Origin of the sequence: Aminobacter sp. BE322 (assembly GCF_050433525.1) — a bacterium.
In the GTDB taxonomy this organism is placed as follows: Bacteria; Pseudomonadota; Alphaproteobacteria; order Rhizobiales; family Rhizobiaceae; genus Aminobacter.
In genome coordinates this window covers 181,293-193,544 of record NZ_JBNPXB010000006.1, presented here as the reverse complement: position 1 = coordinate 193,544, position 12,252 = coordinate 181,293, and the positions used below count along the sequence as shown (strand labels likewise).

Below are 12,252 nucleotides of genomic sequence, written 5' to 3'. Positions count from 1 at the left end.
CACCCGGCCCGTATTAAAATCGTGAATCTTTGTGCCGCCGGATCGGCGGCCGGTTCACGATTTCTTGCGATAGATGTCTTCCGCGTTGAACAGGGGGGCGCTGCCGTCTCCACTGAGGGTTGCGACGCCGTTCTGTTGCCCCACCGTCCGATAGAAGCAGGAACGCCGGCCGGTGTGACAAGTTGCATCGTGGCCGGTCACATTTACGCGCAGCCAGATCGCATCCTGGTCGCAGTCGGTGCGCATCTCCACCACGTGCTGGAAGTTGCCGGAGGTCTCGCCCTTCTTCCAGAGCGCGTTGCGCGAACGCGACCAGTAGTGGGCGATGCCGGTTTCCACGGTGAGGGCCAGCGCCTCGGCGTTCATGTGGGCGACCATGAGCAGCATGCCGTCGCCGGCGTCGGTCACCACCGCGGTGACGAGGCCGTTGGCGTCGAAGCGGGGGGTGAAGGCTTCACCCTCCTCGAGCGCGCGCTTGTCGCTGGAAGCCTGCGGGAATGTCAAAGCGGCCATCGCCGGATCCTGAAAGTTCGGGAACCGGCGAACGGGTCAGATGCCGTTGCCGCCGGCTCGCACCATTGTCACGAACCGGACCTGTTCTTCGGGGCTGTCCCGGAAAACGCCGGTGAAGGTGGAGGTCAGGGTGGTCGAACCCTGCTTGCGGATGCCGCGCATGGCCATGCACATATGCTCGGCCTCGATCATCACGGCAACGCCGCGCGGATTTAGCACGTCCTGGATGACACCGGCAATCTGCGCAGTCATCGCTTCCTGCGTCTGCAGGCGGTGGGCGAAGATGTCGACGACGCGGGCGATCTTGGACAGGCCGACCACCTTGCCGTCCGGCAGGTAGCCGACATGCGCCTTGCCGATGATCGGCACCATGTGGTGCTCGCAATGCGAATGGAACTTGATGTCGCGGACGATGACGAGGTCGTCGTAGCCGGCCACTTCCTCGAAGGTGCGCCCGAGCTCGTCCGCCGGGCACATGTCGTAGCCGTTGAACATCTCGCGGAAGGCCTTGGTGACACGCTTGGGCGTGTCGATCAGGCCCTCGCGCGCGGGGTTGTCGCCCGTCCAGCGCAACAGCACCTTGACCGCCGCCTCGACCTCCGCTTCGGTCGGCCGGTCGGTCGCAGGCTTTTCCATGTAAGCTGATTGCGGCATCAGCTTCTTGATCACGGCATCCATCTCAGGCGTCTCCAGTAGTCCCTGTCGGAGCAGGGACGAGTTGAACGGACACAGCCACTTCAGGAACAACCGGGATGGTGCCGTACCCAAAGCTGCGCATTTCGCCCTGTCTCCCGATGCCTCTTCGGCCGCCTTGCCGGGAGGCGAGCACCGCCATTATATATGGGCGGACACCACGATTGAAAGATGCGACAGCGACAAGAGATGGTCGTAACACGCATTCAGAGTGAAAAAAGTTGATCGACGATATCTACAACACGAAAATCCTTGGCTTCGCCGGCAATATCGGCCGGCTCGGCCGGCTGGAGCATCCCGACGCGACGGCCACGGCCCATTCCAAGCTCTGCGGCTCGACCGTGACCATCGATCTGTCGATGCGGGACGGCGTCGTCACCGACTTCGCCCATGTGGTGAAGGCCTGCGCGCTCGGGCAGGCGTCCTCGTCGATCATGGCCGAGCATGTGGTCGGCGCCACCGCCGGCGAGCTGCGCGAGGTACGCGATGCCATGCTGCGCATGCTCAAGGAGAACGGCGCGCCGCCGGAAGGCCGCTTCGCCGACCTGAAGTATCTCGAGCCGGTTCGCGACTACAAGGCGCGGCATACCTCGACCATGCTGACATTCGAGGCGGTCGTCGACGCCATCGGCCAGATCGAGCGCAAGCAGGCCGAGGCGGCCGCCTAGTAAGTCTCCAGGTAGCGTCGGCTTTCTAGGAACTCCGACCGGATCCAGTCGGCGAAGGCCTGCGCCGGTTCGGACAGCTTGCCGAGATCCTTGGCGACGAGCCAGTAGGCACCGCAGACGACATTCGTCTCGAACGGCTTGACCAGCGCGCCCGAAGCCAGTTCGTCCCGCACCAGCAGCAGATCGCCCAGCGCCACGCCGTGTCCCAGCACCGCGGCCTGCTTGGCCAGCGCGGCGTCGGCGAGCATGGGGCCGCGATCGGGCACCACGTCCCGCCCGACACCCGCCGCCTCGAACCAGCGCGCCCAGCCTTGCCGGTTCTCTTCGTGCAGCAGCGTGTAGCGGCCAAGGTCGGCCGGGCTGTCGAGCGGCGGGCCGGATTTGAGCAAGGAAGGCGACAGGACCGGGGAATCGATGACCGGGCCGAGATGTTCGGCGTCGCTGCGCGGCTACGACGTATCCCGCGCGCTGAAGCGCAATGCGAGTTCCGCCTGGCCGCTGCGGAATTCGACGAGGCGCGGGTCGACGTCGAGCGAGACGTCGATGCCCGGTCGCAGGTCGCGAAACCGGTTCAGGCGCGGCACAAGCCAACTTGCGCCGAGCGACGGTTCGGCGCTGACGGTGACCACGGCCTGTTCCGGCCGCGTGATCAACTCGCCGAGCCTCTGGTCGATGTCGTCGAAGCTCTTGACCAGCTGGCGCAGCAGCTTGTGACCCGCATCCGTCAGTTCGACACGGCGATGGTGACGGATGAACAACGGCTGGTTGAGGAATGCCTCGAGCTCGCGGATCTGCCGGCTGACGGCGGCCTGGGTGACGAAGAGCTCTTCGGCGGCGCGGCTGAAACTGAGGTGCCGGCCGGCCGCCTCGAAGCTTCTCAGCGCCGTCAGGGGAAGGCGTCCGCGCTTCATTTGCATAATCTCAAGTTATCCAACCCGGACGTTATACTCGTTTGAAGCGAACGGCTAGAGGCGGTCAAATCCTGCCGGAAAGGAGGCAGGACCATGCCGACGCTCTTCGATGCCTATGCGGACCTGTTCCGTATCGCGACGTTCCAGGCCGACCATTCCGCCAGCGCCAGAGGGCGCTGCAGCGCCGATCGGCGACAACTCGAGGCCCCGCAGCATCGGTGCCCCCACCGACCGGCGAAACTTAGCTGGCTTGCGTGACACGGCGCCGCAGCGGCGCGGTCATATGCGTCGAACATTGCGTCTGCATGTCGGAATTGACATCTATGATGGATGAACGATCCGGAGCGGCGCGGGCGATGAGCCACGGCCACGACCATAGCCGTGCAAGACTGGCCGCGCGGGGCCGCAACTGGCCCGGGCCCTGGCGCAGGACGCCGGGGCGCGTGCTCGGCACGTCGCTGGTCCGCCTCTACCAGCTGACGCTGTCCGGCTTCATCGGCAATTCCTGCCGGCACATGCCCACCTGCTCGGAATATGCCCATGAGGCCATCGCACGTCACGGCCTGTGGGCGGGCGGCTGGATGGGCCTGTTCCGCGTACTGCGCTGCGGCCCGTGGGGCACCCACGGCATCGATCGCGTCCCTGAACAGCTGGCCGGCCGCTATCGCTGGTTCGCGCCATGGCGCTACTGGCACATCGGCAAATCGCCGCGATAGGCTGATTTCGCCGCACCGAAGCGCTTTACGGCGCAAAAATCTCCCCCTAAAAGATCGCGTCGCCGGACGCCTCCGGCATTTTCACCACCCGCGCTCGTTTGCGGGACTGGATAGGAGAGATATTTTGCTGAATTCCGTTTCCCTGACATTTCCCGATGGTTCCGTCCGCGAATACGACGCGGCGATGACCGGTGCCGGCCTGGCCGAGTCGATCTCGAAGTCGCTCGCCAAGAAGGCCGTGGCCTATGCCATCGACGGCACCCTGCGCGATCTCTCCGACCCGCTCGGCAAGTCCGGCAAGGTCGAGATCGTCACCCGCGACGACCAGCGCGCGCTCGAGCTCATCCGCCACGATGCGGCGCACGTGCTGGCGGAAGCCGTGCAGGAGCTGTGGCCGGGAACCCAGGTCACCATCGGCCCCGTCATCGACAACGGCTTCTACTACGACTTCGCCCGCAACGAGCCGTTCACGCCCGAGGATTTCCCCGCTATCGAAAAGAAGATGCGGGAGATCATCGCGCGCAACAGGCCCTTCACCAAGGAGGTCTGGTCGCGCGACAAGGCCAAGCAGGTGTTCCGCGACAAGGGCGAGGCCTACAAGCTCGAGCTTATCGACGCGATCCCCGAGGACCAGGACCTCAAGATCTACGCCCAGGGCGAATGGTTCGACCTTTGCCGCGGTCCGCACATGGCCTCTACCGGCCAGATCGGCGGCGCCTTCAAGCTGATGAAGGTTGCCGGCGCCTATTGGCGCGGCGATGCCAACAACCCGATGCTGACGCGCATCTATGGCACGGCCTGGGCCGACCAGGCGCAGCTCGACGGCTATCTCCACATGCTGGAGGAGGCCGAGAAGCGCGACCACCGCAAGCTCGGCCGCGAGATGGACCTGTTCCACTTCCAGGAAGAGGGCCCGGGTGTCGTGTTCTGGCACGCCAAGGGCTGGAAGATGTTCCAGAACCTCGTCGGCTACATGCGCCGCAGGCTCGACACGCAGGGCTACCAGGAGGTCAACGCTCCGCAGGTGCTCGACAAGAGCCTGTGGGAGACCTCGGGCCACTGGGGCTGGTATCGCGACGCCATGTTCAAGGTCACGGTCGCCGGCGACGGCACCGACGACGACCGCGTCTTCGCGCTCAAGCCGATGAACTGCCCGGGCCACGTGCAGATCTTCAAGCACGGCCTGAAGTCGTACCGCGATCTCCCGGTGAAGCTTGCCGAATTCGGCAACGTGCACCGCTACGAGCCGTCGGGCGCGCTGCACGGGCTGATGCGCGTGCGCGGCTTCACCCAGGACGACGCGCACATCTTCTGCACCGAGGAGCAACTCGCCGCGGAGTGCCTGCGCATCAACGACCTGATCCTGACGACCTATGCCGACTTCGGCTTCGACGAGATTTCGGTGAAGCTGTCGACGCGGCCGGACAAGCGAGTGGGTTCGGATGAGGCCTGGGATCACGCCGAGGAGATCATGAGCAACGTGCTCAAGACCATCGAGGCGCAGTCGGGCGGCAAGATCAAGACGTCGATCAATCCGGGCGAGGGCGCCTTCTACGGTCCCAAGTTCGAGTATGTCCTGAAGGATGCCATCGGCCGCGAATGGCAGTGCGGCACGACCCAGGTCGACTTCAACCTGCCGGAGCGCTTCGGCGCCTTCTACATCGGCTCGGATTCCGAGAAGAAGCAGCCGGTGATGATCCACCGCGCCATCTGCGGCTCGATGGAGCGTTTCCTCGGCATCCTGATCGAGAACTATTCGGGCCATTTCCCGCTGTGGTTCGCGCCGCAGCAGGTGGTGGTGGCGACGATCACGTCGGACGCCGACGACTACGCCCGCGAGGTTGTGGCCAAGCTGAAGGCCGCCGGCCTTTCGGCCGAGGCCGACCTGCGCAACGAGAAGATCAACTACAAGGTCCGCGAGCATTCGCTGGCCAAGGTTCCGGTGATCCTCGTCTGCGGCAAGCGCGAGGCGGAGGAGGCGACCGTCAACGTCCGCCGTCTCGGATCGCGCGACCAGGTGTCGATGGGCCTAGACGAGGCGATCGCATCGCTGCGCGACGAGGCGAGGACGCCGGACCGGCGCCGCGCCGCGCAGGGCTGAGCGCACAAGGGTGAAAAAGGGGCGGCAGTGATGCCGCCCCTTTTTGCTTGGGTTCAAGAAGAAGGCGCAGAAGGCCGATTGCGTGCTTCAGTCTGCCTGCCGCCGACACGTTTCCATGAGTGCCGGTTGCGGAGCGAGCCACCTGCAGACGTTGTGCGTCCAGGCGACGGCTACGGTCAGAACGTCTTGTTGAACCGCAATTTTCCGCCCCACGACTCGAAGTCGTTGTCGCCGAGCCCATCGTAGAAAGCCGAGGCCGAAACGGAGCCGGCGCCACCTGACAGGGAGAAGCCGACCTCGCTCCGGCCGCGCAGGCCGGTGTCAGCAAGTCCGGGCGACGACGTGGCCGAGGTGCCGGTGTTCTTCTGCTCGAACGTCCACACACCTTCGAGCGAGACGAACGGCTGGAAGGCCGTGCCGTTGTCGAGTTCCGTCTGGTAGCTGATCCTCGGCCCGAACTCGAACGTGCCTGTCGCGATCTCGACCTCCGGTATCGGCAGGCCGAGGCCGTCGGTGTAGGCGTCGGTCTTCTCCTCGAAGTAGGTGAGGCGAGCCGTAGGCGCGATGCGCCAGCGGTCGATGTCGTACTGACCGATCAATGCCGCCGAGACCAGCCAGCGTGTTCCGTCGAGCTGATCGGAATAGGTACCCAGCGGCGAGGCGGTGTTGGAGGATTGCCCCCATGCCGCCCGTGCGTCCAAGAATAGTCCGTCAGTCAGCCTCGCCGTGAGGTATGGGCCGGCCAGGTAGCCGGTTCCCTCGATCGTCGCGTCCCCATTGCCCTCCATCTCTGTCCAGTCGAGCTGGACGCCGAGTCCGACGAGAACACCCGGTCCGACGAGATAGTCCGCGCCGCCGTGTACTATGCCGAAACGGCCATCGCCGCCCGGGGCATTGAAGCGGGCGAGCTTCCCCTCGATCCATAGGTCGAACGGTGTCGCGAGGGGCTCGGCGGCGACTTCGTCCACGGCGTCGACGCCCGGCGCGCCGAATGGCGGTCGGTTGTCGCTGCCGCTGGTGGCTTGATCCGCATATGGGATAGGCGGGACGCCGCCTGAGGTATCATCCGGCGCAGTATTTTCTGACCCGGCCGCGGGTTCGGCCTGCGCCCGGCCCAGGCTGTAGGCGAAGGACGCTTGATCGCCGGTGAAGCGCATGGCGATCGGCAGTTGCCCGGGAACGGTCAAGCCGAAGCCGGCGATGCCGGCGGAGCTCGAATAGCTACCCGTCAGCCGCTCGAGCCGCCGGGCAGAATCCGGTTGGTTTGCGACGATCAGGTTGGCGCGCGCTTCCAAGAAGGCTCCGATGAGCTCCGTCGTGGGGCGTATGTCGCCGGCGACGATGGTGCAGACGATCTCGTCTCCGGCCTGGACCACGACCGTGCCCGACCGGCTGGCGCTGTCGAGCGAGGAGCCGGGACTGTTGCAGGCGGCCGATGCGATTTCGGATCCTGCCGGCGCGGTGAATGATATCGAATGGCTTCCGGGCGGGACCGCGAGCTGCCCCGATGTGCCGCCGCCGCCGGTCGCGTTGACGACGAAATTGAGCGACGGCTCCACAGAGGTGAAGGCGAATGCGCCGTCGCCAGAGCTTTCGATCACGAAGGTCACTCTGGGCGCTCCGACCGTGACACTGTATGTGCGGCTCCCGGAGAAAGGGGCGCCGGTGCCCGTCGAACTGTCGGTCGCTTCTACCGTGAAGGAGAAATTGCCCGCTACCGTCGGTGTGCCCGACAGCGTGCCGTCGCCAGCAAGCGTAAGCCCGGCGGGCAATGCGCCGGCGCTGACCCTGTAGCTGTAGGGAGCGGTGCCGCCGCTGGCGGTCACCGAGGCCGATACCGGCACGCCGTAGCTCATCGCGGGAAGCGTCGTCGGCTCCGGCGAAATCGTCGGTGCGCCGATCACCAGCGTGAAGCTGCGGTCGACAAAGGCAGGCCCGCTACCGCCGCTGCTGTCGGTCGCGCGGATCGTCAGGTTGAAGCTGCCGCTTTGTGTCGGCGTTCCCGAAAGGACGCCGCCCGGGGGCAGGCTGAGCCCAGCGGGGAGCGATCCCGAATAGAGTGTGAAGCTATAGGGCGCAACGCCCCCGCTCGCGGTCAGCGTCTGGCTGTAGGCCACCGCGATTGCGCCGTCGGGCAGCGCCCCGTTGATCGCCAGCGTGGGTGTCGCGACCGTAAGCGAATAGGCGTTCGCGACTGTAAAGCTGAGGCCGTCGGTTGCGGTCACGGTGAAATTGAAGGTGCCCGCTGCGGTCGGCGTGCCCGACAGGATGCCGGTCGATCCGTTGAGCGTCAGCCCGGTGGGCAATGCACCCGCGGTGACCGCATAGCCAAAGGGCGCAACGCCGCCGCCTAAGCTGATCGTCTGCGAATAGGCGCTACCGGCTGTCGCACCCGGCAGTGCGCCCGCCGCAGGGCTGAGCGTCAAGGTTGGCGCAGCGATGGTGAAGCTGTAGGCGCGGCTTGCGGAGAAAGGTGCGTCGGTGCCCGTCGAACTGTCGGTCCCGGTAATGGTGAAGTTGAAGGTGCCCGGCGCGGTCGGCGTTCCCGAAAGCGTCCCGTTGCTCGCCAGCGTGAGGCCTTCGGGCACCTCCCCTGTGATCGAATAGCTATAGGGTAAGCTACCGCCACTTGCGGCAATCGCTGCGCTATACGGGCTGCCGAGCAACGGCGCGGTCAGCGTCGTCGGCGATAGCGAGATCGTTGGCGGGCTGACGGTGATCGTCACCGTGGCCACCGCCGAATCGCCCGCGCCGTTGGAGGCGCGATAGGTAAGGCTGTCGGGACCCGCATAACCCGCGGTGGGTGTATAGTGGATACTCGTGCCCGCGGCAGTCGCGGTACCGTGCGCGGGCGATGTCACCACGATGACGCTGGTCGCAGCGCCGCCGCCGAGCGCCAGCGACATCGCGTTGTTCGATGAACTATGTGCGACCGTCGCGCTGCTGTCAGTCACGGTCGGCAAAGACAGGATCGTGAAGCTATTGGTGTTGGAACTGACGGAGGTGTTGCCCGCCGCATCGGTCGCGGTTGCTCGAACGCTGTGCATACCATCGGCGAGTGCGGAACTGGGCGTGAAGCTCCAGTTGCCTGATCCGTCCGAGCTCGTCGCGCCAGCGGACGCGCCGTCGATGACGATATCAACCGTGGCATTGGCTTCGGCGCTGCCGCTGATCGTGGGTGTCGTATTGCTCGTCGTGCTGCCGTTGGCCGGCGCCGTGACGATCGGCGCCGGCGGTGGCGTCGTATCGACCGTGAAGTTGACGGTGGTCGAATTGGGCGACGTGTTGTTCGAGGCGTCCGTCGCGGTGGCATAGACGCTGTGCGCGCCCTCGGAGAGGGGCGACGTGAACGACCAGAATCCGAAGCTGCTGGCGCTGAGCGTCGCGACGGAGCTTCCGTCGAGGTAGACGGTCACCGTCGCACTGGCTTCGGCGGTGCCGCTGATCGTCGGGGCCGAATTGCCGAGCACATCGCCGTTCGCGGGGCTCGCGATCACCGGCGCCGGCGGCGGGGTCGTATCCACCAGCGACAGCACGCTTACCGTGACGTTGATGACACGCCCGAGATTGTTATTGTCGATTTGGAAGGTGTCGGTCCCGGAGAAGGCGGATGATGGCGGGAGGTATCGCACCTCATCGCTGGCAGTGCGGACCAGCCAGCCCCCTTGCGTGGTTGCATTCGCGACGATGAAGTCCAGGGCCGCGGAAGCCGGATTGCCGGCTACCGGCCGTATGCTCCCATTGGGCAGGTTGTTGCAGTCGCCGGTCGTTGCCGAGATGTTCGCCGTCGTCAGAACCCCGCCAAGGGCAAATGAGCTGGGATCGGAGGAGTTGCCGGCCGGGTTCACGAAGGTAAGCCCGGCCATATCGCTCGGACCGATGGAGCAGGGGAAGGTCGCCGCAGCTGCGGACGTTGCCATTGCTGCCCAGGTAAGGATGCACGCAAGCAATGCAAGGAGCGGGCGCAGCGCTCCATTCCCTCTGGACATTCGGTAATCCCCCGCCCGAATTTGAAATTTTCAAAAGCAAAAAGTATTTGTGATTGTGAGATGGAAATACAGAGTATGTCAGGAGTCAACAAAATAAAATATAATTGCCAAAGCTTTATGTGGTCAGGCGTGAATTTTGACCGCTAAGTAAGCGGCGAAGAAATTGCTTGACGAGCAGAATAGAGATTTGCCCGTGAGGCGAGATGGTTCTTGCGTGGTATGTCTGCGGTCTTGCCGTGGACTCGTTGTCGAAAATCAGACACTTGCGCCTTCTGCGTTCACGCAAGAATCGCGAATCCGCGAGCCCCGGTGCCATGTCGCGCAGGCGGTCACCGCAGATATCCGAGCGGGCGGCCGATGCTCAGTCGGCGCCCTCGTTGGGGTCGATCGCCGCGGCTTCGGAGGCGACGACCTCGACGTCCTGGTTGCGGCCGGCGACGACGGTGAAGTCGCGCTGGTAGATGCGGTCGCGGTTCTTGGCGATGATGGTGTAGCTGCCCTCGGAAAGCACCAAGGAAGCAAAGGCGCCCACGGTCTCGCGCAACGGATCGCCCGATTCGTTCAGGATCGACCACGAGGTGTCGGCGATGGCTTCGCCGCCGGCGTCGCGCACCAGCTTGAGCGTCACTTCGGCGGCGCGATGCTCGACCGTCGCCTCCGTCAGCTTCCCGGCTTCGACCTTGATGTCCGAGCGGATGACGGCGTTGACGTTTCCGTAGGTGGAGACGACGTGGTAGGTACCCGAATTGAGCCGGACGACCGTATTCGGCGCAACGTCGGGAATGATGAGCGAACGTTCGCCGTCCGCACCCTCTTCGCCCTCGTAGATCGAGAATTTCAGCTTGGCCGGCGGAATGCGCACGCCGCCGGACAGAACGGCGTCGAGCTTCAAGCCGCCGGCATCGAGAACGAGGCTCTCGCGCTTGCCTTCCTTGCCCACCGTGATGCGCTTCGTTGCCCCGGCGCGGCCGTAGGACGCGTGGACGAGATAGCTGCCGGGCGGCAGCTGGAAGCTGCTTGTGCCGCCTTGGGCTGAGGCCACCAGCGGCAGCTTGCCGTCGGGGCCGGCCTCGGGCCGGAACACGCGCCAGACCAGGCCACGGCTGATGTCGGCGCCTTCGCCGGTCAGCTGGGCGGCGAGTGTGATCTCGCCGAGAGCAGCAGTCGCCGGCGGCTCGTCGCCGCGCGGCTGCGCGAAGTTCGAAATCCCGGGCATGCTCAGCTTGTCGAGGATTCCTGTGCCTTCCTGCGCAAATCCGGCCGGCGCCTGCACGCTGAACAGTGCGGCACCCAGAATCGGCGCGAAAAATCGGAAGCGTCCCCGGAACATCCCTTGTTTGAAGCCCAAGGCGGTGGCAATTTCAAGGCTGATCCGGCGCATGGAATCTTCGACGACGCGCCGCCGCCAGAGCGGCCGCCATTCCGGACGGCGCTTCAGCCCGAAATCTTCAGGAGTACCCGCGCCGTGACATCGCCGATCCTCGACTTTTTGCTGACCCGCAACTCCGCGCCGATCCCCGAGTTGCGCGAGCCGGCGCCCTCCGACGCCGAGATCGAGACGATGCTGCGCGCGGCGACCCGCGTGCCCGACCACGGGCGCCTCGAGCCCTGGCGGTTCATCCTCTATCGCGGCGATGTCCGCATCGAGATCGGCAAGAAGCTCGCAACCCTTGCCGAGAAACGCGAAGGGCCGCTGCCGGAAGGCCGCCGCAACCAGGAACTCGCTCGCTTTTCGCGTGCGCCGCTGGTCATCGGCGTGGTCTCGAGCCCGAAGGAGAACCCGAAGATCCCGCAGTGGGAAATGTTCCTGTCGGGCGGCATGGCTGCGATGAACTTGATCACCGCCGCCAACGCGCTGGGCTACGGCACCAACATGATCACCAACTGGTACTCCGATAACGAAGAAGGACGCGCGCTGCTCGGGCTCGCGCCGCACGAACGCGTGGTGGGTTTCATCCACATCGGCTCGTATGATGGCTCGGCGCCGGAGCGTCCGCGCCCCGAAGTGAGCAGGCTCTATTCCGACTATTCCGGCCCGTGGGAGGGCTAGCGGGTGTATTACGAACCGTCGAAGGGCCATGGGCTGCCGCATGATCCGTTCAAGGCGCTGGTGTCGCCGCGGCCGATCGGCTGGATCTCGACGGTGGGCAGGAACGGGGCGCTCAACCTGGCGCCCTATTCGTTCTTCAACGCATTGTCGGGAAAGCCGCCGTTGGTGTGGTTCTCGTCGGAAGGCGAGAAGGACAGCGCGACCTTTGCCGGCGAGACGCGGGAATTCGTCGCCAACATCGTCGGGCGCGACCTGGCCGAGAAGATGAACCGCAGTTCGGTCAACGCGCCGCGCGGCACGAGCGAGTTCGCCTATGCCGGCCTGACGCCCGCGCCGTCGCGACTCGTCGCTGCGCCGCGCGTCGCCGAAGCGCCGGCGGCGCTGGAATGCAAGGTAACGGAGATGTTCCGGCCGAGGGCGCTGGACGGCCAGGAGATCGGCGCCTTCGTGGTCATCGGCGAGGTGGTCGGCATCCATATCGACGAGGCCTTCCTCAAGGAAGGGCTGTTCGACACGGTCAAGGCCGGCAACGTCGCGCGGCTCGGCTACATGGACTATTCGACGGTGGACGCGGTCTTCTCCATGCGCCGCCCGCGCTGGGAAGAGTAGCG

At 65.3% G+C, this 12,252-nt stretch carries 10 protein-coding genes and 1 pseudogene; 6 read left to right on the top strand and 5 right to left on the bottom strand.

The window, feature by feature from the left end:
• Positions 1-54 precede the first annotated feature (54 nt).
• On the bottom strand, positions 55-513 hold the full coding sequence (gene hisI, locus J2X50_RS12055; protein WP_429095084.1) for a phosphoribosyl-AMP cyclohydrolase: 459 nt from the start codon (positions 511-513) through the stop codon (positions 55-57).
• A gap of 36 nt (positions 514-549) precedes the next feature.
• Positions 550-1,191, bottom strand: coding sequence for a GTP cyclohydrolase I FolE (gene folE / locus J2X50_RS12050; protein WP_429095081.1), 642 nt, complete (start codon positions 1,189-1,191; stop codon positions 550-552).
• A gap of 236 nt (positions 1,192-1,427) precedes the next feature.
• Between folE and J2X50_RS12045 the strand changes: the two genes are divergently transcribed.
• The gene (locus J2X50_RS12045) at positions 1,428-1,874 is read left to right on the top strand and encodes an iron-sulfur cluster assembly scaffold protein (protein ID WP_429095080.1); all 447 of its coding nucleotides are present in this window, start codon (positions 1,428-1,430) and stop codon (positions 1,872-1,874) included.
• On the opposite strand, the pseudogene J2X50_RS12040 reads toward J2X50_RS12045, so the two are convergent.
• Positions 1,871-2,785: pseudogene (locus J2X50_RS12040) on the bottom strand (LysR substrate-binding domain-containing protein). The gene J2X50_RS12045 and the pseudogene J2X50_RS12040 sit on opposite strands and share 4 nt — an antisense overlap.
• Before the next feature lie 93 nt (positions 2,786-2,878).
• Here J2X50_RS12040 and J2X50_RS12035 point away from each other — a divergent pair.
• From J2X50_RS12035 to thrS, 3 genes are all read left to right on the top strand, one after another.
• Positions 2,879-3,043, top strand: a complete 165-nt coding sequence (locus tag J2X50_RS12035; RefSeq protein WP_429095078.1) for a hypothetical protein — start codon at positions 2,879-2,881, stop codon at positions 3,041-3,043.
• A gap of 98 nt (positions 3,044-3,141) precedes the next feature.
• The gene (gene yidD / locus J2X50_RS12030; protein WP_347966712.1) at positions 3,142-3,501 is read left to right on the top strand and encodes a membrane protein insertion efficiency factor YidD; all 360 of its coding nucleotides are present in this window, start codon (positions 3,142-3,144) and stop codon (positions 3,499-3,501) included.
• A 124-nt stretch (positions 3,502-3,625) separates the two neighbouring features.
• Positions 3,626-5,602 carry a threonine--tRNA ligase gene (gene thrS, locus J2X50_RS12025; RefSeq protein ID WP_429095075.1) on the top strand — a complete coding sequence of 659 codons (1,977 nt, stop codon included), beginning with the start codon at positions 3,626-3,628 and terminating at the stop codon, positions 5,600-5,602.
• 176 nt (positions 5,603-5,778) lie between these two features.
• Here thrS and J2X50_RS12020 read toward each other — a convergent pair whose 3' ends face one another.
• On the bottom strand, positions 5,779-9,468 hold the full coding sequence (locus J2X50_RS12020) for a putative Ig domain-containing protein (RefSeq protein WP_429095073.1): 3,690 nt from the start codon (positions 9,466-9,468) through the stop codon (positions 5,779-5,781).
• Positions 9,469-9,952: 484 nt separating this feature from the next.
• Complete coding sequence (locus tag J2X50_RS12015; protein ID WP_429095134.1) at positions 9,953-10,921, bottom strand: hypothetical protein; 969 nt, start codon at positions 10,919-10,921, stop codon at positions 9,953-9,955.
• Positions 10,922-11,056: 135 nt separating this feature from the next.
• Between J2X50_RS12015 and J2X50_RS12010 the strand changes: the two genes are divergently transcribed.
• Both J2X50_RS12010 and J2X50_RS12005 read left to right on the top strand, forming a co-directional pair.
• On the top strand, positions 11,057-11,641 hold the full coding sequence (locus tag J2X50_RS12010; protein WP_429095071.1) for a nitroreductase family protein: 585 nt from the start codon (positions 11,057-11,059) through the stop codon (positions 11,639-11,641).
• A gap of 3 nt (positions 11,642-11,644) precedes the next feature.
• A complete protein-coding gene (locus J2X50_RS12005) occupies positions 11,645-12,250 on the top strand; it encodes a flavin reductase family protein (RefSeq protein WP_429095069.1) in 606 nt (201 codons plus the stop codon).
• Positions 12,251-12,252 lie beyond the last annotated feature (2 nt).